The sequence below is a fragment of the Paenibacillus sp. AD87 genome (assembly GCF_001659845.1).
Classification (GTDB): Bacteria; Bacillota; Bacilli; order Paenibacillales; family Paenibacillaceae; genus Paenibacillus; species Paenibacillus marchantiae.
In genome coordinates, this window is the sequence record NZ_LXQN01000007.1 from 1,355,410 (window position 1) to 1,377,928 (window position 22,519).

The 22,519-nt window shown below is 46.5% G+C and carries 21 protein-coding genes; 20 read left to right on the top strand and 1 reads right to left on the bottom strand.

What is annotated here, in order from left to right; translation table 11 throughout:
• The first annotated feature begins 42 nt into the window (after nucleotides 1-42).
• The 20 genes from bshA (at nucleotide 43) to gpAD87_RS06335 (ending at nucleotide 21,711) form a co-directional block, all read left to right on the top strand.
• A complete protein-coding gene (gene bshA / locus gpAD87_RS06240; protein ID WP_064636876.1) occupies nucleotides 43-1,203 on the top strand; it encodes an N-acetyl-alpha-D-glucosaminyl L-malate synthase BshA in 1,161 nt (386 codons plus the stop codon).
• Between the two features lie 81 nt (nucleotides 1,204-1,284).
• Nucleotides 1,285-2,583, top strand: coding sequence for a CCA tRNA nucleotidyltransferase (locus gpAD87_RS06245; protein WP_231952454.1), 1,299 nt, complete (start codon nucleotides 1,285-1,287; stop codon nucleotides 2,581-2,583).
• Nucleotides 2,570-3,547: a biotin--[acetyl-CoA-carboxylase] ligase gene (locus tag gpAD87_RS06250; protein WP_064636878.1), complete on the top strand. Its 978-nt coding sequence runs from the start codon at nucleotides 2,570-2,572 to the stop codon at nucleotides 3,545-3,547. Before gpAD87_RS06245 ends, gpAD87_RS06250 begins: the two co-directional genes overlap by 14 nt.
• A gap of 330 nt (nucleotides 3,548-3,877) precedes the next feature.
• Nucleotides 3,878-4,753 carry a 3-methyl-2-oxobutanoate hydroxymethyltransferase gene (panB, locus tag gpAD87_RS06255; protein ID WP_063566794.1) on the top strand — a complete coding sequence of 292 codons (876 nt, stop codon included), beginning with the start codon at nucleotides 3,878-3,880 and terminating at the stop codon, nucleotides 4,751-4,753.
• A complete protein-coding gene (gene panC / locus gpAD87_RS06260; protein ID WP_064636881.1) occupies nucleotides 4,750-5,646 on the top strand; it encodes a pantoate--beta-alanine ligase in 897 nt (298 codons plus the stop codon). Before panB ends, panC begins: the two co-directional genes overlap by 4 nt.
• Complete coding sequence (gene panD, locus gpAD87_RS06265) at nucleotides 5,639-6,022, top strand: aspartate 1-decarboxylase (protein WP_024630626.1); 384 nt, start codon at nucleotides 5,639-5,641, stop codon at nucleotides 6,020-6,022. The genes panC and panD overlap by 8 nt, the downstream gene beginning before the upstream one ends.
• Nucleotides 6,023-6,139: 117 nt before the next feature.
• Complete coding sequence (locus tag gpAD87_RS06270; RefSeq protein ID WP_231952455.1) at nucleotides 6,140-6,763, top strand: tetratricopeptide repeat protein; 624 nt, start codon at nucleotides 6,140-6,142, stop codon at nucleotides 6,761-6,763.
• A gap of 141 nt (nucleotides 6,764-6,904) precedes the next feature.
• Complete coding sequence (gene dinG / locus gpAD87_RS06275) at nucleotides 6,905-9,766, top strand: ATP-dependent DNA helicase DinG (RefSeq protein ID WP_064636883.1); 2,862 nt, start codon at nucleotides 6,905-6,907, stop codon at nucleotides 9,764-9,766.
• A gap of 225 nt (nucleotides 9,767-9,991) precedes the next feature.
• Entirely contained in the window at nucleotides 9,992-10,645 is a 654-nt protein-coding gene (locus gpAD87_RS06280; RefSeq protein ID WP_053780717.1) for a redox-sensing transcriptional repressor Rex, read from the top strand.
• Nucleotides 10,632-11,936 carry an amidohydrolase gene (locus tag gpAD87_RS06285; RefSeq protein WP_064636885.1) on the top strand — a complete coding sequence of 435 codons (1,305 nt, stop codon included), beginning with the start codon at nucleotides 10,632-10,634 and terminating at the stop codon, nucleotides 11,934-11,936. The genes gpAD87_RS06280 and gpAD87_RS06285 overlap by 14 nt, the downstream gene beginning before the upstream one ends.
• A 41-nt stretch (nucleotides 11,937-11,977) precedes the next feature.
• Nucleotides 11,978-12,508 carry a cell wall elongation regulator TseB-like domain-containing protein gene (locus gpAD87_RS06290; RefSeq protein WP_064636887.1) on the top strand — a complete coding sequence of 177 codons (531 nt, stop codon included), beginning with the start codon at nucleotides 11,978-11,980 and terminating at the stop codon, nucleotides 12,506-12,508.
• Between the two features lie 303 nt (nucleotides 12,509-12,811).
• Nucleotides 12,812-13,339: a hypothetical protein gene (locus gpAD87_RS06295; protein ID WP_063566800.1), complete on the top strand. Its 528-nt coding sequence runs from the start codon at nucleotides 12,812-12,814 to the stop codon at nucleotides 13,337-13,339.
• On the top strand, nucleotides 13,332-14,834 hold the full coding sequence (locus tag gpAD87_RS06300; protein ID WP_063566801.1) for an AAA family ATPase: 1,503 nt from the start codon (nucleotides 13,332-13,334) through the stop codon (nucleotides 14,832-14,834). The genes gpAD87_RS06295 and gpAD87_RS06300 overlap by 8 nt, the downstream gene beginning before the upstream one ends.
• Nucleotides 14,835-14,967: 133 nt before the next feature.
• Entirely contained in the window at nucleotides 14,968-15,840 is an 873-nt protein-coding gene (locus gpAD87_RS06305; protein WP_063566802.1) for a 3-hydroxyacyl-CoA dehydrogenase family protein, read from the top strand.
• Nucleotides 15,837-17,042 (top strand): acetate/propionate family kinase, encoded by a 1,206-nt coding sequence (locus tag gpAD87_RS06310; protein ID WP_063566803.1) that lies wholly within the window; start codon nucleotides 15,837-15,839, stop codon nucleotides 17,040-17,042. The genes gpAD87_RS06305 and gpAD87_RS06310 overlap by 4 nt, the downstream gene beginning before the upstream one ends.
• Before the next feature lie 102 nt (nucleotides 17,043-17,144).
• Complete coding sequence (gene asnS, locus gpAD87_RS06315; RefSeq protein WP_063566804.1) at nucleotides 17,145-18,440, top strand: asparagine--tRNA ligase; 1,296 nt, start codon at nucleotides 17,145-17,147, stop codon at nucleotides 18,438-18,440.
• A complete protein-coding gene (locus gpAD87_RS06320; protein ID WP_231952456.1) occupies nucleotides 18,440-19,162 on the top strand; it encodes a DnaD domain-containing protein in 723 nt (240 codons plus the stop codon). The genes asnS and gpAD87_RS06320 overlap by 1 nt, the downstream gene beginning before the upstream one ends.
• Before the next feature lie 162 nt (nucleotides 19,163-19,324).
• The gene (locus gpAD87_RS06325; RefSeq protein WP_079694035.1) at nucleotides 19,325-19,945 is read left to right on the top strand and encodes an RNA polymerase sigma factor; all 621 of its coding nucleotides are present in this window, start codon (nucleotides 19,325-19,327) and stop codon (nucleotides 19,943-19,945) included.
• Complete coding sequence (locus gpAD87_RS06330) at nucleotides 19,935-20,387, top strand: hypothetical protein (protein WP_064636891.1); 453 nt, start codon at nucleotides 19,935-19,937, stop codon at nucleotides 20,385-20,387. Before gpAD87_RS06325 ends, gpAD87_RS06330 begins: the two co-directional genes overlap by 11 nt.
• Before the next feature lie 37 nt (nucleotides 20,388-20,424).
• A complete protein-coding gene (locus gpAD87_RS06335; protein WP_064636893.1) occupies nucleotides 20,425-21,711 on the top strand; it encodes a hypothetical protein in 1,287 nt (428 codons plus the stop codon).
• 153 nt (nucleotides 21,712-21,864) lie between these two features.
• On the opposite strand, the gene gpAD87_RS06340 is transcribed toward gpAD87_RS06335, so the two are convergent.
• Nucleotides 21,865-22,518, bottom strand: coding sequence for a methylthioribulose 1-phosphate dehydratase (locus gpAD87_RS06340; RefSeq protein ID WP_036607600.1), 654 nt, complete (start codon nucleotides 22,516-22,518; stop codon nucleotides 21,865-21,867).
• Between the last annotated feature and the right edge of the window lies 1 nt (nucleotide 22,519).

Sequence of the window (22,519 nt, forward strand, 5' to 3'; positions counted from 1 at the left end):
CATCAACCTGCACACGCGGGAGATTAAAGGAGCGTCCACCGGATGGATCAAAAGCTAAAAATTGGTATTACCTGTTATCCGTCCCTCGGAGGGTCTGGCGTTGTCGCAACGGAGCTGGGCAAATTGCTTGCCGAACAGGGCCACCAGGTTCACTTTATTGCTAATAGTATCCCGTTTAGACTGGGTAAATTCCAGAAAAATATTTTTTATCATGAAGTTGAGGTCAACGATTATTATGTTTTCCGTTATCCACCGTATGACCTGTCATTGGCCACGAAAATGGCGCAAGTAGCCAAAGCACAGCAACTGGATCTGCTACATGTACATTATGCAGTTCCACATGCGGTGTGTGCCTTTTTGGCAAAACAAATGGTTGGTGAGGACTTAAAGGTGGTTACAACGTTACACGGAACAGATATTACAGTGCTGGCGCAGGATGAGTCGTTGAAGGATTTGATTCGACTTGCCATCAACGAGAGTGATGCGGTTACGGCCGTATCCCAGGATTTGATTCGTGAAACGGTTGAGTTGCTGGATATAAGACGTCCAATCGATCTGACCTATAACTTTATTGATAAAAGAATTTATTATCCACGTGATGCAGCAAGTCTGCGTAGAGACTTCGCAGCACCTCACGAAAAAATACTGATGCATATCTCCAACTTCCGTCCTGTGAAGAGAACACAGGATGTGGTAGAAGTGTTCCGTCAAGTACAGGAGCAAGTACCTGCCAAGCTGTTATTTGTTGGAGAAGGACCGGACTTGCCGAAGATTCAATGGAAGATTAATGAGCTTGGACTGAATGACAAGGTTCATTTCCTAGGTAAGCAGGATGATATTGCTCAAGTCATTTCGATGGCTGATGTGCTTATGCTGCCGTCTGAGAAGGAAAGCTTTGGACTGGTAGCACTCGAAGCCATGGCTTGTGGTGTACCTACTATTGGATCACAGGCAGGGGGTATTCCTGAACTGGTATTGCACGGCAAGACCGGATTTTTGTCTCCAATTGGCGACACGCAATCGATGGCGGAGAACACGATTCGTTTGTTGACTGACGACCGTTTGACAGCAGACTTCAGAGAGGCATGTTTGAGACGGGCCCATCATGATTTCTGTAATGATGCCATTCGGCATGAATATGAACAAATATACTACCGGGTGCTGGGACGTGAAGTTCCGAATCTGAAGCCGGTTTGTGGCTGATTGTCAGATAGGATTGTTCCATCTTGGAAATATATCTGTGTAAGCCACACCAAGCAACACGTAGTTATGGGGTGAGAGTAAGTGGTTCAATGGACACAGGTAGATCATGAAATGGCAAGACAAAGTGAACAGGTGTTGCGAACATTAAATGAAAAAGGATACGAAGCTTATTGGGTCGGTGGTTGTGTGCGTGATGAACTGCTGGAACGTAGCGTGGATGATATGGATATCACCACGTCCGCTTCTCCTGAGCGAGTTATGGAACTGTTCGCGGATTGTATTCCTACGGGCCTCCAGCATGGAACGGTTACTGTACGTTCAGGAGGTTTTTACTTTGAAGTTACAACGTTCCGCACTGAATCTGAATATAAAGATAATCGAAGACCCACTGCCGTTCAATTTGTGCAGGATGTCAAAGAAGATTTGCAGCGGCGTGACTTCACAATGAATGCTCTCGCTATGGATCGTGACGGTAATATCGTTGATCCTTTTGGTGGACAATCGGATATTCAGGATGGACGGGTCAGGTGTGTGGGATCGGCGGCAGAACGGTTTGGAGAAGATGCGCTCCGGATGCTTCGGTGTGTTCGTTTTGCTTCTGTATTTGATTTCAAAATTGCCTACAACACCTGGAAGGGGCTAGTTCGACAAAAGGATCTGCTTCAACATATCGCCATGGAAAGAGTACGTACCGAAATGGTGAAAATGATGGCTGGCCCCCATCCACTGCGCGGTCTGGCATTGCTGTTTCGTAGCCAGGCTCTGGAGCATGTGAAAGCACCAATCCACATGGAACGATTTAATAAAGCCCTCATGTCCAATATGGAACAATTGAAGGAAGAAAACGTTTTATTGCGCTGGTCTATGATGCTTATTGCAGGCCATTATACCAGGGATGAAGCAGATGCTTTGCTTCGAAAATGGACGTTTTCTAATGACGATCGTTCCCGCATTAATGGAGTTCTCCAGGTCGAACAGTTGATCCAGACTGTCGTACAAGAGCAGAAGGATGAAGAGACACTACGATCAGAGTGGATTGTAACTGTGCTTTCTTGCGGACGTCAGGCTACAGAGGACTGGCTCATCATTCAACGACTGCTACCAACTGGTTGGAGAGATCAAGAGGTTCTGCACGAAGAACAGATCGTGTTAATACAATCCCGAGGAGCAGCTTGGAGTCAATCCATGAAGGTGCATGAACTGAAAGATCTGCATATTACGGGTGAGAACGTTTTGCAGCTTCTTGGACGCAAGGGCGGACCATGGCTGGGACAACTGATGAAATATCTCTTAAGAGAGACTGCGATCGGAAATATAGCGAATCAGCATGACATGCTGACCAACGAAGTAAAGCGGGTGGCTGCAGATGACAAAGCATGAGGAACTGTTACATATGTTGCTGAATGCCGAAGGAGAGTTTGTGTCTGGTGAAGAGATCAGTCGCAACCTTTCCATTAGCCGAACGGCCGTGTGGAAGCACGTAAACAAACTGCGTGACATGGGTTATGAGTTTGAAGCCGTATCTCGCAAAGGGTATCGCTTGCTCACGAAACCGGACAGTATCGATGCCACAGCGCTTCAGCTGGCACTGGAAACGACGGTGTTTGGTCGGAAGGCAATCATTCTGAATTCCACGTTGTCCACCCAAGGCGATGTTCAGCACATGGCTGAACAGGGGCAGGGCGAAGGGACAGTGGTTCTGGCAGAAGAACAGACGGTAGGACGAGGCCGCTTTGGACGTAAATGGTTCTCCCCACCTGGACGAGGCATCTGGATGAGTGTTCTAATGCGTCCGGAGCTTGCACTGCAAAATACACCACAGCTTACGTTATTAACGGGTGTGGCGGTGTGTCGTGCCATTCGGTCATATACAGGTGCTGATGCTGGGATCAAATGGCCTAACGATCTTTTGATTGATGGTCGTAAGGTATGCGGAATTCTACTTGAATCAACCGTTGAAGACCACGAATTACGCTACTGTATCGCAGGCATAGGCGTGGATGTGAACTTCGATCCCAAGGATTATCCTGAGGATCTGATATCAATCGCAACTTCACTTAAGATGGAGACCGGACAAACCATAGACCGAACCAAACTTGCAGCGGCCATTCTCTCGGAATTGGAGCGTTTGTATTTTCTGTATCAAAAAGAAGGGTTCGGTGTAATCTCTTCGCTCTGGGAAGCTTTATCCGTATCCATGAATCGTGAAATTAAGGTGGCTAATCCGCAGGGGATCATCGAAGGAACAGCCATTGGCCTTGATCCTTCTGGGGCATTGATTCTGGAGAAGAAAAACGGTGAGCGAGTATCGGTTTACTCCGGTGAAGTTTCATTGGTAAATTAAACAATTTGTCGAATTCACACCGTAAAAATGAACATAAGACGTGAACTTTGGGCAGAACTTTGGTATACTGTGTTCGTGAGGCGATATCGGCTAATGCAGACCGAATTGCACTCCGGCAATAGTATGCTTTGTTCTGCTTCAAAATGTTGCAGTGACAAGGCAGGAATGGTAGTAAAGTGAGTTGTTGGATTCTGCTCTGAGCCGAAGAGGACCGAGACAGAAGGGACGATCGCAAGTGACTCTTTTTTGACTTTTCGGGACTTTTTAGTGGAAACTAAAAGGTTTTTTTGTTGCGTTTAAATTGAAAAGATGAGAGGAGCCATAACGAAAATGGCAAACAAACAAGCATTGAATATTGTGAAAATGAAAAAATATAAGCAGGACGGCGTGCCGCTTAGCATGATTACAGCTTACGATTATCCGACAGCCCAATTGGCCGAGGAAGCGGGTATCGATCTAATTCTGGTTGGTGATTCACTGGGAAACGTGGTATTGGGTTATAACTCCACCTTGCCTGTTACGATCGAAGATATGGTGTACCATACACGCTCTGTAGTACGTGGTGCGGGAAATACGTTTATCGTGGCTGATATGCCCTTCATGACGTATCATGGTAGCTTGGATGAGACGCTTAAAGGTGTCCGTCGCCTGATGCAGGAAGGTCATGCACAAGCGGTCAAGATGGAGGGCGGTCTTGAAATCGCGGATACGGTAAAAGCGGTTGTGCAAGCCGGTGTACCTGTACTTGGACATATCGGACTTACACCACAATCCGTGAATCAAATTGGCGGTTATCGTATTCAGGGCAAGGATGCTGCTGATGCCAAACGGCTGATGGACGAAGCCAAGGCGCTTGAAGCAGCTGGCGCTTTCGGCATTGTACTCGAACTGGTCACGGAAGAAGTGGCAAGAGCGATCTCGGAGGAATTGTCTATTCCTACGATTGGCATTGGCGCAGGTAGAGGGTGTGATGGTCAGGTACTGGTATTCCATGATGTGGTTCAGTATGCTTCCCCATACACGCCAAAACGCTTTGTCAAATCGTATGGAGACGTAGGTACATTGATTCGCAACAGCATCGAGTCCTATGTGAAAGAAGTCAAGGATCGCTCGTTCCCGGCACAGGAGCATGTATTTACCGCTGCTGACGGCGTTCTGGATCAATTGTACGGACATCGCAAAGAAAAGGTGGAGACCAACGTATGAAAGTGATACGGACAATCGCAGAATTAAGACAAGAGCTTAGCTTGAAACGTCAGTCGATTCAGTCCAGACAGTCCGTTGTAGGACTCGTGCCTACGATGGGATTTCTTCATGAAGGCCATGCAAGTTTGATGCAAGCGGCCAAACAACAGAGTGATATCGTGGTTTTGAGCATATTTGTAAACCCAATTCAATTCGGTCCGAACGAAGACTTTGACAGTTACCCTAGGGATGAAGCTAGAGATGTGGAAACTGCACGAGCAAAAGGGGTGGATATCGTATTTATTCCCTCTGTTGAAGAGATGTATCCACAGCCTACACAAACGACCGTATCGGTTTCCCGCTTAACGGATCGCTTGTGCGGTGCTTCTCGTCCAGGGCATTTTGACGGAGTGACTACGGTCGTGTCAAAGCTCTTTAACATTGTACAACCGCAGCGTGCATTTTTTGGCATGAAGGACGCACAGCAGGTAGCTGTGATCCAGCAGATGGTTAACGATTTGAACATGGCGGTTGAGATTGTGCCTTGTCCTATCGTTCGTGAAAGTGATGGCTTGGCGCTTAGTTCGCGCAACGTGTACCTCAGCACAGAACAGCGTCAGGAAGCTCTTGTTCTGTCCAAGGCTCTGCGTGAGGCACAGGAAGCTGTAGATGCAGGGACGGCAATGACAGCAGCGGATATCCGCGTTATATTGCGTGAGAACATTGAACGTTCACCAATGGCCGTGATTGATTATGCTGAAATTCAGGCTTTTCCAAGTCTTGAGCCACTTTTGGATCAGGAAAAAGTTCATGGTCGTGACGATCTGTTGATCGCACTTGCAGTAAAATTCGGCAAAACAAGATTGATTGACAATATAAGGCTGCAAAAATCGGAGGTACTGTCCCATGTTTAGAACACTAATGAAATCCAAAATTCACCGGGCAACCGTTACGGAAGCAAACCTGAACTATGTGGGTAGCATTACCATAGATGAAGATCTAATGGAAACTTCCGATCTAATGGAAAATGAGAAAGTGCAAATTGTTAATAACAACAATGGTGCACGTCTGGAAACCTATGTCATTCCAGGCCCACGTGGAAGTGGAGTTATCTGTTTGAATGGAGCAGCAGCTCGCCTGGTACAGCCTGGAGATACCGTCATTATCATTTCATATGCAATGATGTCTCAAGAAGAGGCAAATAATCACAAGCCTACCGTTGTATTTGTAGATGGACAGAATAAACCTGTGCAAACGATGAAACACGAAGTTCATGCGACGATTATGTAATCGACTGGTAAGGGGAATGAAATCGACCCATTCTACAAAAAATGAGTACAGGTCACTGCACTAATCCATTTTTTCAAGGGTGGGGATGCATCGATGTTCCAGCATGTTTTCGCAGAAATGAACGACATGTTAGATGAAATTATCAAGCGCTACCCTTCTGCTGAAGGCCTAAGCAAACAGGAATTGCTGCAAAAGTGGAATTTGCTGAAGCGGATGAGTGACGGGATGATTGATGAGTGGCTGATGTTTGAAGAAAAAATGAGCCAAGTGAGGGAAAGGGAACTGGATAAGCCTGCTTCCCTCGAACCTGAACAGGAAGCTGTTACCGCACTGCCAGAACTGCATTTGGAGTGTTTCAGTCGCGGTCAGGGATATTTCAAACTGCAAATGTACCCGCAAGCGATTATGCAATTTTCTAGGGTTGTGACCGACTATCCGGAAAGTGCATTGACTCGTTTTTACCTGGCTCTTGCTCATCTCAACCTGGAACAAACCGAGGAAGCAGGAATACACTTGCAGCGGATCATGCATCTGAACGGTTCGCCGAGATTGAAAGGGTTGGTATGTAATGTCCTGGGCTGTATCGAGGCCAAGCTCGCGAATCCTGAAGGTGCATGTTCATTATTTGCGCAGGCGCTTCAGTATGACCCATCGTTGACCGAACCGCTGTATAACATGGAAGCTTGTCGTTTAAACAGCGGAAAATTGCAATATGCAAATCAGCTGACTGCCTTAAATTAGGGCTATTCGGCGGCATTAAGACGGTGTTCCCTCCTCTGGCATAGCGGCGGGGACACCGCCTTTTTTGTCAGTTAATTTTCAAACGCCCTTTTTTTTGCTATGCTGTAACATAGACTGGAATGGAAGGGACCGTACATTGCAATGAAATTTGCCGTATTGGATTTCGAAACAACCGGCACGCAGTCCGACGGTGAGATTATACAGGCCGGACTTGCCATCATAGATCATGACTACAGCATAACTCAAATATATAGTTCTTATGTGAACCCAGGTGTACCGATTCCTCCGTTTATTACGGGGTTAACCGGTATTACCGATGAAGATGTGGCGGATGCTCCCTCATTGGAAGAGATGATGATGGAGATGGTTCCGCTGCTTGATGATGTGGTTCTTGTTGGACACAATGTTGCTTTTGATTTTCATTTTCTTCAAAATGCACTCGATCGATGCGGTTATCTGCCATTTACCGGACGGATCCTGGATACGATTGATTTCCTGAAGATCTCGTTCCCGTCACTGGGCTCTTATCAACTCGGTTATGTGTCTTCGGAATTCGGATTTCAGCATGACCGTCCTCATCAGGCAGACAGTGATGCTCTTGCAACAGCTTTTGTATTACTGAAGTGTCTCGATGAGCTGCGTGCATTGCCTCTGATCACGATTCAGCGCCTCAGTGACCTGTTTGCACCGGAAGACAGTGACTTGGGTTGGTTCTTCGATGGAATGCGTTCTGAGAAGGAAGCAGAGCCGATTCAGGATCTGGATGGTCACACGTATTACCGCCAGCTTGCCCTGAACGTGAGTGACTGGACCGATATAGGCTCACCACGTGATGAGCGAGAGGGTAATCCACTGGAAGGCGTGAGTTTTGAGCAGTTTATGGATCAGGTTAGAGATAACCTGAAGGAGACGCTGGACCATTATGAGGAGCGTGAGGCGCAAACTCAAATGTTCAGCAGTGTACGACAAGCTTTGGATGAGGAGAAACATCTATTGATTGAAGCTGGGACAGGTACGGGCAAATCACTTGGTTATTTGCTGCCTGCCATCTATGAAAGTGTAAAACAGGAACAGAAAGTCATGGTCAGCACACATACCATCAACCTGCAGGAGCAATTGAGAGAGCGGGATATTCCTATGCTGACCCAAGTGGTTCCGTTCCCGTTCAAGGCAGCGGTGTTCAAAGGACGTGGGCACTATCTGTGTCTGCGTAAGTTTGAGCATAAAATCAATAAACGTGAATTTGCTACACCGAAAGAGGATTACTTTACAGCGGCTCAGATGATTGTCTGGCTTACTCAGACGGAGACTGGAGACGACGAGGAGCTTAATCTAAGCGGGCGCGGAGGAGACTTCTGGGAGACGGTACAGAGTGAATCTGAGTCCTGTCTTGGACGTTCCTGTCCTTGGTTCCGCAAATGTTTCTATCACCGGGCCAAACATGAAGCCGGGCTTTCCGATATCGTCATTACGAATCATTCGAAATTGTTTACGGATGTCAAAGCAGCACATCAGCTGCTGCCAGCCTACGAAAGTCTCGTCATCGATGAAGCACATCATCTGGAGGACGTAGCAGGTAAGCACCTTGGTCTTCATATGAAATATTTCACGTTGGTTCATACACTGACCCGACTGTTTAAAGATAGCCGTAATGGCCAACTGCCGATGCTGCGTTCTCAATTGTCGGGTCATGAAAATTCGGTACAGTGGGGCTCCATGATTGATCAGATGTTCCCGCTTGCTGTCGAAGTTAAAGAGATGTGGGATCGACTAAGCGATGCCTTGTTCGGACTGCTGCCTGAACGCAGCGATGCTTCTCCAGGTGAGACAGGACAATTTTCTCTTAGACTGAAGCATTCGCAAAAACCAGCCAAATGGCAGGAATTGCAGGATGCTGAAAACCAAATCTATGTCACCCTAGGTGATTTGATTCGTAAAGGCGACAAGCTGCTGCTTGAAGTGAAAGAAGATCAGGATGATTATCAGTCCGATAGTCTGATTACGGATATCTCAGGTCTGCTCAAGGATTTGGCAACGATCAAGGATAATCTGCGTTTCTTCATGCGGATGGATGATGCCAATACCGTGTACTGGATGGAGGCCAGCGGGCAGTTCCGCAGTAAATCACTGCAACTCTATGCTGTTCCTGTCGATGTCAGTGCACAATTGAAGGATATGTTCTTTGATAAAAAGAAAAGCGTTGTGCTTACATCGGCTACACTTTCCGTTGACAAGTCATTTCAATTCATGATCGAACAGCTGGGTTTGCAGGAAGCTGCCGACAATAACCGTCTGTTAACGTCGATGCTACCGTCACCGTTCAATTATCGAGAACAGGCGCTGCTCGTCATTCCGCGTGATTTCCCAAGCGTGAAGGGCAGTGTAGGCGATGCCCACTTTGTGGATATGCTCGTGCACTCGCTTGCGGAAACGGCTATTGCGACTCGTGGACGCATGATGGTGTTGTTCACCTCCTACCGCATGCTGCGACAGGTCTATGACCCGCTTAAGGAGGCCTTGTCAGGCAACGATATCTCTTTGCTTGGGCAAGGGGTGGACAGCGGCAGCCGTTCCAAGCTTACACGTCGGTTCCAAGATGCTAAAGCAACGGTGCTACTTGGCACAAGCAGCTTCTGGGAAGGCGTGGACATTCCGGGAGAGGCTCTGACCTGTCTTGCTATTGTCAGACTGCCGTTCCAGCCACCGAATCATCCATTAGTGGAAGCGAAGAGCGAGCTTTTGCAGCAGCAGAAGAAAAACCCGTTTATGAAGCTATCGGTGCCACAAGCCGTCATCCGTTTCAAACAGGGATTTGGCAGACTGGTTCGTACAGGCAAAGACAGAGGCATTGTGATTGTATACGATACACGCGTTATTGAAGCGTATTATGGCAAGTACTTTTTATATTCATTACCTGGTCCCAAAATGGAGCACATGCTTACAGAGCAGATGGTTCCACGCATTTCGGAATGGCTCGAGAGACCAACCGAAGAGCAACAATAACAGATACGCTCTGTAGCTTCCATTATTGCAAGACGCCAGTGATTGGCGGTAAAATTGAGTAATTCATGTATTCGTTTCATGGATATGCGAGTAAAGCGATTAAAGCAATTATCCATTATATAACAAGGAGCATCCTGTTTAATTCAGTAATCATTTTGCATCGTTTTAGACAGGGTGCTCATCTTTTCATCTATCTATCGTGGCCTTGGTAAGGGGGAGCAATGAATGAAATCAGATAAAATTTCGGAAGCCGTGGTGCGTAGATTACCTGTTTACTTGCGTTATTTGAATGAACTGCATCAGCGCGAAGTCAATACGGTTTCTTCACAAGAACTTGGACTGAGGCTGGATTTGAATCCTGCCCAGATTCGTAAAGACCTGGCTTACTTCGGTGACTTTGGTCGTAAAGGGATTGGGTATGACGTTTCATATCTCATCGAGAAAATCCGCCATATTTTAAAAATAGACCAGCAGATCAATGTGGCTCTTGTCGGAGCAGGTAATTTGGGACATGCCTTGTCTAATTACAATGCCTACCTCAAAGACAACATGAAGATCGTCGCTGTATTTGATGCCTACGGTCCGAAAATTGGGAGTCAAATCAACAGTTTGACGGTACAACCGATGAATGAATTAACGGATTCGGTCAAAAAAGATAACATTCGTATAGGTATTATCACAGTTCCAGATACGGAAGCCCAAAATGTTGCAGATCAGCTAATTGAGTCAGGAATTGAAGCGATTTTGAATTTTGCACCAACAATTCTCAAAACCCCGCCGCATATTCGCATTCATCATGCCGATTTTACGACGGATTTGCTTAGTCTGGCTTATTACTTGGAGAATGGAAAGGACGACGAGGAAGATGACGACAAATAGATGGGTAATTCACAACGGCAAATTTGCCGTGAATGAGGGTACGAATTGGAACGTGGTTCAAGGTTTTATGGTTGTTGAAAATGACAAGATTGTGCATATTGGTGAGACATTGCCGGAAGGAGACGAAAGCCTGACAAAGGTGGACGGAAAAGGACTATTCTTCTTGCCGGGTCTGATCAATACGCATGGTCACGCGGCTATGTCACTTCTAAGAGGCCACGGAGACGATCTGGCGTTACAAGTATGGTTGCAGGAGAAAATGTGGCCAATGGAAGCCAAAATGACTTCTGAAGACGTATATTGGGGCACATCACTTTCCGTGCTTGAAATGTTGAAGGGTGGAACAACAGCTTTCCTAGATATGTATGATCATATGGATCAGGTTGCGAAAGTGGTGGAACAATCCGGGGTTCGGGCTGCTCTGGCACGTGGGGTAATCGGACTTTGCTCAGAAGAAGAACAACTGCGCAAGCTCGAAGAGTCCGCAGCATTTGCCCGTCAATGGAATGGACAAGCAGACGGAAGAATTACAACCGTAATCTCTCCACACGCCCCTTACACTTGCCCTCCGGATTACATAGAGAAGCTGGTACAGGTTGCTCATGATCTGAATCTGCCTTTGCATACGCATATGTCTGAAACGCTTCGCGAAGTGGAACAGAACGTGGCTGATTACGGACTGCGTCCAGTCGCACATCTGGAGCAGCTAGGATTTTTCTCCCGTCCATCTCTGGTTGCACATGCGGTACATCTGAATGATGAAGAGATCGAGATTCTCGCAAAGCATGATGTAGCAGTTTCCCACAATCCAGGTAGTAACCTGAAATTGGCTTCGGGTGTTGCACGTGTACCTGATCTGTTGAAAGCAGGCGTGACTGTGTCTCTGGGAACAGACGGACCAGCAAGTAACAATAACCTGGATATGTTTGAAGAGATGAGATTGGCTGCATTGATTCACAAAGGTGTGTCCGGTGACCCTACTGCAGTGCCGGCAGGGGAAGCGCTTCTGCTTGGAACTTCATATGGTGCTAAATCCATATTCCTGAACAATACAGGCGCTCTGCAAGTTGGCATGAAGGCTGACTTCATCGCGTTGAACATCGAACAAGCCCATTTCTATCCGCATACGGATCTGATTTCCCATACGGTCTACTCGGCATCGGCCAAAGATGTGGAGCATGTGTGGGTGGATGGTAAACAAGTGGTTAAACATGGCGAATGTCTTACGATGGATGAAGAGCGCATTCTGCGTGAGTCTCAGCTGGCATTTGACAGTTTGCTTGCCCGTTAATTACAAGGACAGCATCGTCATAGGGAAAGGAAGTTCGGCTTTTGAAGAAAAAAAAGAAGTGGATATGGATTTCGCTGCTGCTCCTGGTTCTGATTCTGTTTGGACTTCAGCGTTATTATGTCTATGTTACCCAAGATCAGCGCAAGGAAGAGGCGTTGGCCATACAGGCGGCCCAGGAACAGCTGGGGATTACGTCCCACGAAGAACTGAGTAAGTATGTCTGGGGGCAGAAAGACGGCGGAGACAACATATACTGGACCCTGATCGGCAAAAATAAGGATAACCAGGATGTCATGGTGTGGATCAAGTTTGATGAGAATAACAAACCCGTGACGGGAACCAATGCAGTACACGGTGAACTGTTAAAGAACGGCATGAATGAAGCTCAGATTCGAAATCGGTTCAGCTCTGAAGTTCCCGGTGGGGAGATCAAACGAATCATGCCAGGCGTTGTGAATGGAATCTATGTATGGCAAGTGTATTATAATGATGATACTCACAACTATTATCGGTTTTACCGCTTCAGTAACGGGGAACAGGTGGATCTGGTCTATACGATTCCGAACAGCTAGAAGTAGCAGACGTACTATCGTCTGAAGAGAATACATTAAAGAACCGGCAGACGGAAACCCGACTGGTCCGGTTCTTTGGCGTACTTTGTTGATCATTTTGGATTTGAATAGTTAAAATTAATAATTTATTCATATTTTCGCCTTAGATATTGTATATACGATGTGATATACTCAAATATGTATTCAAGGATACATCATACACAAATAAATCCTGTTAGGCACATCACAGGACATTACGTACACATATTCATATTCTTGCCTACAAGTTATAGGATGGGCCAAAATTTAGGAGGGGTAACTCACTTGAAGATAAAAGTATTGCCTATTGCTCTGACTGCCGTCATTTCAGCCGTTGTGTTGTTTGGAGGTTGGTTTGTGTATCGTCATGTGGCTGTGCAAAGCCCAATTGAAAAAATGGTTACCCAGTACGATGGAGTCAATGATGTTCAATTAACTATTAACCGCAATGATGTACAGTTGAAACTCGATCTGCAGCCGGATGTTGATCTGGGCAGGTTGGTACAATATATTCACAAAGAAGGACAAACCTTGATTGGCACTCGTTCGTTGAAGCTGGATGTCGTAGATCATTCCAACGAAGCATTAGAGAGCTGGTGGGGAAGCGCGATGTTTACCGTAGCACAAGCGATGGAGAACAAGCAATACACCGAAATTACACCGACCTTGTCTAAAATGGCTACAAATGGGATCAAGGTAAATACAGCCATGGATGACAATAATGTATATGTCAGTCTCAGAGATGGAGATGCCAGTAAGTTTATTATTCTGCCGCGTGTGCCCGGTCAGATAGGAGTGTGGCCTAATGCCTAAATGGACGAAAGAAATTGCCATTGGATTTGTACCCGTATTAATTATCTTTCTCGCTTTTATTGGTGTAAACATGATTCCCATTCTGATCGCTGTAATGCTTGTGGGAGCTCTGCTGCTCATGATGCAAATGCGGGGTGGGATTACGGTGGGGGCAGGTCAGGAACGTAAACGCAAGAAAAAAGGCCCTTCCAAGCTGACTTTTGAAGAAATTGGTGGTCAGGAGAGTGCCAAGCAGGAACTGCGGGAAGCGCTTGATTTTCTCATTCGACATGAAGAAATTCAGAAGTTTGGTATTCGTCCTTTGAAAGGTATACTGCTTACTGGCCCTCCAGGAACAGGTAAAACCTTGATGGCCAAAGCTGCTGCTCATTATACCGACTCTGTTTTTGTAGCTGCTTCAGGCAGTGAGTTTGTTGAGATGTATGTTGGTGTAGGTGCAGGCAGAATACGTGATTTGTTCCGTGATGCAAGAACTCGCGCCGCTAAAGAAAATAAGGAAAATGCCATTATATTTATTGATGAAATTGATGTGATCGGTGGAAAACGCGAAGGTGGACAACAGCGTGAATATGATCAGACGCTGAATCAGCTGTTGACGGAAATGGATGGCATATACTCTTCCGAAACACCACGTATACTCGTGATCGCCGCTACGAACCGAAAAGAAATGCTGGATAGCGCACTGACGCGTCCAGGTCGTTTTGACCGTCATATTCAGGTAGACTTGCCGGATAAGAAAGGCAGAAAACACATACTGGAGCTGCATGCAGTTAATAAACCTCTTTTGGAAGGGGTCAGCCTTGATAAGACAGCAGAAGAATCCTATGGTTTCTCTGGAGCACAGCTGGAAAGCGTGATGAACGAAGCTGCAATTTACGCGATGAGAGACGGGCTGCTCAACATTGAACAGCGTCATCTGTCCCTTGCGATTGATAAAGTAATGATGGGTGAGAAGACAGACCGCGAATCCAGCGTGGAAGAGAAGAAAAGAGTGGCTATTCATGAGTTGGGACATGCCATCATGGCTGAACTGGTTCGTCCTGGCAGTGTAAGTCAGGTTGCACTTAGCCCTCGTGGACAGGCCTTGGGTTATGTACGTCATAACCCGCAACAAGAGCAATTTCTGTACACGAAGCGCTTTCTTGAAGAGCAAATCATGATTGCCCTCGGAGGTGCAGCAGCGGAGGAAATGTATTACGGTGGACGTAGTACAGGATCACGCAATGACTTTGAACAAGCAACGAATGTAGTACAGACGATGATGGCTTCCGGGCTCACGACGTTGGGTATTGTTAACATGGATATGGTAACTACGGAAGAATTGATGCGGGAGAATAAATTAATCCTGCAAGACCTGATGGAACAGACCAAACGATTGCTTGAAGAACAACGGACAATTTTCGACAATTCCCTCGACACATTGCTCAGGGAAGAAGTATTGTCTGGCGATCAATTTCGTTGTCAATTTCGTGACAGCGCCCTTCTACCGGCATAATTTATTTATGTCGGTTATTTTTTTTTACATTTCAGTCGTGCTAAGATATTATTATATGTTGGGTCGAAATTTGTAATTTTCGGCGAACAGGGTACAATAGAGAAATAGAGAACCGAAAGGATGGAGCAGAACCATGTTTTTCAAAAAGATAGGAGTTGTCGGCGGCGGCACGATGGGGCAAGGTATTTCCCAGATGCTTGCAGCCAAAGGACTTGATGTGCTTCTGGTGGAACACACAACGGAGAAGCTGGATCATGCGTATAACATGATTGAGACGAACCTTGATAAACAACTGGAGAAATGGGCCATTACGAAGGCTGAGAAGAAATTGATTCTCTCCCGTATTACCAAAGTTGCTCATCTGGCTGAACTCGGAACTTGCGATATGGTCATTGAGACTATTTCTGAAGATCTGGAAGCGAAAAAAGCGGTATTCAGTCAACTTGACCAAGTTTGCCCAAGCAACGTAATTCTTGCAAGTAATACATCCACGCTGAGTTTGACTGAGCTTGCAAGCTCAACCAAATACCCAGAGCGTGTTATTGGTATGCACTTTATTCACCCGGTTTCCCGGGTTGATCTTGTAGAGATTATTCGTGGTCTGAAAACATCCGATAGCACTTTTGCAGAAACTAGACGTTTTGTGGAAGAAGTAGCGGACAAAAAAGGCGTTATGATCTATGAATCACCTGGATTTGTTACTTCCAGACTGATCTGTCTTCTGATCAACGAAGCGCTGCATGTACTGCAGGAAGGTGTCGCTTCCGCTGAAGATATTGATGATGCTATGCGTATCGGATACAATTTCCAGCACGGACCGCTTGAGATGGCAGACCGTTTCGGATTGGATTCGGTAGAAGCTGCACTCGAAAGAATGTTCCGTGAATTCGGTGAATTGAAGTATCGTCCTTCCACAGTTCTGAAGAAAATGGTGCGTGCAGGACACCTGGGTGTTAAAACAGGCGAAGGATTCTTCAAGTACGACAAGGATGGTGACCGGCTGTGAAAGTACTCGTAATTAATGCGGGGAGTTCCTCGCTCAAATATCAATTGTATAACATGACGGATGAATCCGTATTGGCAAAAGGTCTGGTAGAGCGGATCGGTATGGACTCTTCCATTCTGACTCATAAACCAACGGGCCGCGAGGATGTTACGGAAGTTAGCGAAATTCTCGAACATACTACTGCGATTCGTAAAGTTATTGACATCCTGACAGATAAAGAAAACGGTGTGCTTGGTTCCGTTGATGAAATTCAGGCTGTTGGACATCGTGTGGTTCACGGTGGTGAAGCATTTAAGGAATCGACATTGGTTGATGATGCTGCCAAAGCAGAAATCCGCCGTCTGTTCGATCTGGCTCCACTTCATAACCCTGCAGCAATGATGGGTATTCGTGCGGCTGAATCCAATATGCCAGGAGTACCACAGGTAATGGTCTTTGATACGGCTTTCCATCAAACGATGCCGGAAAAAGCATATCTGTATGCTATTCCACGTGTGCTTTATAAAAAGTATAAAGTGCGTCGTTATGGAGCACATGGTACTTCCCATGATTACGTAAGCAAGGCAGCAGCTGAATATCTGGATCGTCCATTGGAAGATCTGAAGATCATCACATGCCATGTTGGTAATGGTGGTAGTGTAACGGCTGTACAGGGCGGCGTATCCGTGGACACGTCCATGGGCATGACTCCACTCGAAGGATTGATGATGGGAACACGTAGTGGTGACCTGGATCCGGCAATTGTACCTTATGTTATGAACAAGGAAGAGCTGAGCGTGAGCGAAGTAAACTCCATGTTGAATAAACATAGTGGACTTCTTGCAATCTCCGGCATCAGCAGCGACATGCGTGAAATCACGGAAGGTATGGAAGCTGGCGATGCTAACTCCACGCTTGCATTCGAGATGTACGAATACCGTTTGCGTAAATACATCGGTTCTTATGCAGCAGCAATGAACGGTGTAGACGTGATCGTATTTACGGCTGGTGTAGGTGAAAACTCCGTTGTTCTTCGCCAAAAAGTATGTGAGCAACTCACGTACCTGGGTGTTGAACTGGATGAAGCGCTGAATGCAATTCGCTCTGGAGAGCCACGCCGCATCACAACAGCGAATTCCAAAGTGGATGTTCTCGTAGTTCCTACGAACGAAGAATTGGTGATTGCAAGAGATACACACCGAATCGTATTGAATTCTCTGTAATCTAATTGTAAAGTGGATATAGCATGACAAGGAAGTGCAGGGGACAGGCATATGCCTGCCCGCTGCATTTTCAAATTCAGGATTCCAAGGAGAGATATGGGCATGAGTACGGATTGTGTAATTCGTAATGTGAGTGAGCATGTGGGCGAGACTGTTAAAATAGGCGCCTGGATTAACAACAAACGTTCCAGCGGCAAAATTCAATTTTTGCAACTGCGTGATGGAACCGGATATATTCAAGGGGTAGTGGTTAAGAGTGAAGTCAGCGAAGATATCTGGAATGCTGCGAAGAGCTTGACTCAAGAAAGTTCATTGTATGTAACAGGTATTATCCGTGAAGAACCGCGTAGTGCATCCGGTTATGAGATGACAGTTACCGGCGTGGAAATTATCCATCTGACTGAAAACTATCCAATTACTCCGAAAGAGCATGGGGTAGACTTCCTGATGGATCATCGCCATCTGTGGCTGCGTTCGACAAAACAACGTGCGATTATGGTGATTCGTGCGGAGATCATCCGCGCTGTTCAGCAGTTCTTTGATGGTAACGGATTCACTCAGGTTGATCCTCCGATTCTTACACCTTCATCTGCTGAAGGAACGACGAACTTGTTCCACATCAAATACTTTGATGAAGATGCCTATCTGACACAAAGTGGACAGTTGTATATGGAAGCTGCAGCAATGGCGCTGGGCAAAGTGTACTCCTTCGGTCCTACGTTCCGTGCCGAAAAATCCAAAACACGTCGTCACCTGATTGAGTTCTGGATGATTGAGCCGGAAATGGCGTTTGTGGATCACGAGGAAAGCCTGCGAGTGCAAGAGAAGTTTATTGCTCACGTGGTTCAAACGGTTCTGAAAAACTGCCGTGCTGAACTGGAGTCCATCGGACGTGATGTATCCAAGCTTGAAAAAATTGTAGCTCCATTCCCGCGCATTACGTATGATGAAGCGATTGAATTCCTGAATGGACAAGGCTTCGATATTCCTTGGGGAGAAGACTTTGGTGCTCCACACGAAACGGCGATTGCCGAGAAATACGAAACACCGGTCTTTATTACCCATTATCCGGCTGGAATCAAGGCATTCTACATGAAACCTGATCCAAATCGTCCTGAAGTGGTCCTCTGTGCAGATATGATCGCACCCGAAGGATACGGAGAGATCATTGGTGGTTCCCAGCGTATTGATGATCCGGAACTGATGCAGCAGCGCTTTGATGAGCATCAATTGTCGGAAGAGGCATATCAGTGGTATCTGGACTTACGTAAATACGGATCGGTTCCTCACTCCGGCTTCGGTCTGGGATTGGAGCGGACGGTAGCATGGATCTGTGGATTGGATCACGTACGTGAAACAATTGCATTCCCACGTATGCTCTATCGTCTGTACCCTTAATGCTTAACCGCGAGTCCATGGAAGAAACCGGCTCCAAAGCCTGGTTGAATGGAGCAGCTTACGGTATGGCATCAGGGACAGCGCAGCTCCCATATGCTTTATTGCGCTATTATCATCAGCTGGGGTTAAGTGACGCAGAGGTACTTCTGCTGATTCAATTGTTTGGATTCCGGCAAGTTGAATTCAATGAGTTCCCAACGCTTGAAGAGCTTGCTACCCGTATGGGTCTTGCTCCTGAAGGCATCGCCAGAATGCTGCAACGTCTCATGAGAGACGGGTACATCCACATTGACGAGCATCGGGATGAAGAGCGTGACATTCAGTATGAACGTTATGATCTGCATGGATTATATGCGAAGCTTGCAGGATGTACAGCAGAGGAGTTGGCCGTTGCTCGTAAGCAGCAGCAGGATAGTAATGCATTACGCCCGGATTCGAACAGTGTTCAAAAAGAAGAGGAAGAACGAAATATGTTCTCTATTTTTGAAAAAGAATTTGGCCGCCCGCTTTCCCCGATGGAATGCGAGACGATATCCAGCTGGCTGGATCAGGATCGCTATCAGGAGGAACTGATTCTCATGGCATTGAAGGAAGCGGTGTTTGCTGGTAAAGTGCATTTCCGCTATATCGACCGAATTCTGCTTGAATGGAGCCGTAACCGCGTGAAGAATGTGCAGGACGCCAAGGCATATACGCAGCGGTTCCGTAACGGTGGACGTTAATACGAATGTTAGATTAGGCAACAATTTCATTCAGATAAACCAGAAACAGGCCAGAAGATATTCTGTGCCTGTTTTTTTAGATTATAGAGATGTTAAGTAAGATACGTTAAGTTCCCGGTGGAACTGACTTTTCAGGCAATGTGTAACCTTTTTATAAAAAAAATGAATGAATACGCAGGGGTCAACAAACAAGTTGTCGTCTATTGTAGTGGAGAGGAGGGGAGAGTTATTGATGAAGCGCGCTTAATCGAACAAATCCGTCAAGGCGATACATCCCAGATGCGTTTGTTGATCGAAAAGTACAGCCAGCATGTATACCATGTGGCCTACTCCGTATTACGGAACGATCAGGATGCACAGGATGCAGCTCAGGAGGCGTTCATTCAAATGGTCAAATCTCTCCCCGATTACCGATCCGAAGGTTTCAAAACGTGGTTAACCCGAATTGCCTTTCACAAAGCAATTGATGCCAAACGCAAGCTGGGCAGACGAAGCGCTGAGGATCTGGGCGGAGAAGAAAAAATAATGAACATGCCCGGTCGTGAAGAAGATGTTCTTGCCCGCCTCGTGCGTGAAGAGCGTCAGGAGAAGTTGCGCGAGCGAATCAATCAGCTACCTGCCCAGCATAGGGACATTATTACTGCGTATTACTTAAGCGAAAAAAATTATGAGCAGATAGCCCGTGATGCACAGGTGGCAGTGAAAACCGTGGAGTCCCGTCTGTATCGTGCCCGGCAGTGGATTCGAAATCATTGGAAGGAGGATGAGTGGCGTGAGGAATAAAAGGATGTATACCGTCCAGGAATGGACTGATTATATTGAAGGCCGAATGACTGCAAACCAGGCAAGTATGATGGAACAGGTGCTTATGGACGTTCCGGAAGCAATGGACAACTATCTCGAAGCACTCGGCATTCATCGGGAGCTGCCACAACTGAAGGACCCGGTAGGCTTCGCCGATGCGGTCATGAATCAAATTACGGAAATGCAATCCTCCAAGCCAAAGCGCAAATCGCGTTCCGGACGAAGACGTCTCTGGATGGATCACAAAGTGTTTCATTATGCTGTAGCGGCTTGTCTGACGTTAATCTTCCTCTCCTCGGGACTGTTTGACAAGGTAGCCCCTTATCATAAGTTCCAGGAAGGTGAGAACAGGGGGTCATTTACGGAAAAATGGACGGAGGCAGCCACATCATGGCTGGATCATTTCAAGCCTGGACCATAAATTGTTTCGCATTGCCTGAAAAGAAAGGATGAAGACTGTGCAATCAGATCGTAACAAATTACTTGCATTCTTATTAAACCTGATTCCGGGTCTGGGTTTTCTCTATTGGGGTCGGCCTGCCAGAGCTGTAATCTATCCATTACTCTTTTTTGGGACAGCTGTTGGTTCGTTTATGCTGGCAATTCTGGTGAGTGAGAGAGAATTAATGATACTTGGGGCTTTGGGGAGCATATTCTTCTGGTGTGTCAGCATGCTGGATATGATTATCGTTCTGCTGCGTGCCCCATCGCCTAATGATGCCCGATACCATGGATATGGCGCACATTACAGTGGACCGCATCAGGGAGCATACACTGGTCAGGAAGGTCACCTGGGACAGATGGAGATGGACATGGACATGGAGGGAATACATCAGCATCAGGGTGGTGAGTATGGTGGCCCCGAAGGGGCTTACGGTCAACCCATGTATCGAAAAGGCAGTGAAAGCGAACGATTTTTTACGATTTTGCTTTCTTTTGTTCCAGGTCTAGGACATCTTCATCTCGGACTGTTACATCGCGGTTTATCATTCCTTATCGCGTTCTTCGGTTCATTTGCCATGATGGTTTTTGTAGCTTCCATTACGAATGAATCCGTATTTCTGATGTTCTTGCTCATTCTGCCTGTCATCTGGGTTTACTGCATGTTTGATGCGGTCCAGCATGTGCATCGTAAGCAGGCCGGTGAGGTATTGCAGGATCGAACTTTGTTCGAGGAACTGGAGATGGGTAGGGCATCTGGACGGCGTAGCAAAGTGCTGGCAACCTTGTTATCAGCCTTCCCGGGTGCGGGTCATCTGTATCTGGGACTGCAAAAAAGAGGCATGCAACTCATGTTCCTTTTTCTCGGCAGTATCTACGTTCTGGACCTGCTTCATTTATCGGTGTTCCTGTTCATGATTCCGTTGATCTGGTTCTACAGCTTCTTTGACGGACTTCAGTGTTCAAGCAGGTATGGCCGCGAACCGTTGACAGATCAACCTATTTTTAAGGATTGGGCTCGTCACCAGCGCCTGATTGGATTTGGAATTGCTGCATTGGGATTGTACTATCTGTTTATCCGCTTGGTCATTCCACAGCTGAATGAGATGTTCCCGGATGCATTTATGACGTACGAGATTCGTTCGTATGTGAACACCGTCATTGTGTCCTTGCTGCTCATTTTTGGCGGTCTGAAGCTGTTGTTTGGCAAGCAGAGGGGGACGGGTATCCATAGTGCGGCTCAACGAAATGATGAGGGAGCAGACAGTCTCTTTTTATTCAAGGATCGGGACGATCGACTGTAGAATGAACTAAAGAATAGTTACACTGACACTACGATGATAGAGTAACCTTCCAATCGCTACAATTCCCCAAATATAAAAAAACACGCCGAGGACTATGTATATTAGCCTTGGCGTGTTTTTGGTTTTGCAGCTTTTATTTCGAATGAATAATTGCTATTTCGTAGCACCCTTCAGCAGAAGTTGACGGTACATCACTTCGAACAGGAACTCGAACGCTTCCAGATGACGTTTCGCTTCAAAAGCATCTTTGCCCCAGGCATAAATACCGTGATTACGCAGCAAAATTCCTGGTACGTTGGCATCAAGTACACCTGGCACCAATTCAGCGATGGATGGAATATCAGCGAAGTTAGGCAGGACCGGTACACGAATCTCCGCATTTTCTTCCCAGATGTTGAAAGCCTTGATCAATTCGATGCCTTGAATCGGTACGTGTCCATCTGCTCCAAAGAATTCACTGATCAGGTTGTTAAATACGGTATGCACATGGAACACCGCGCCACAGCCAGTTAAACGATAGATTTCGCAGTGAATCAACGTTTCAGCGCTCGGTTTCAGGGTTGTGGTCTCAATGGCTTTACCATGCTTGTCCACAAACAGAAAGTCTTCCGGTGTACGGAGAGATTTGTCTTTGCCTGATGCAGTAACTGCAAAGTAGAATTGCTCCGGGTCAAAGTCGCCCACACGCATCGACAGGTTGCCACTTGTACCAGGGAACCAGTTACGGCTGGCAAACAGCGCTTTGATATCAGCCAGCTCTTCGAGGACTTGGCGTTTATGTTCCAATGTAATCTTTTCAAAACCCATT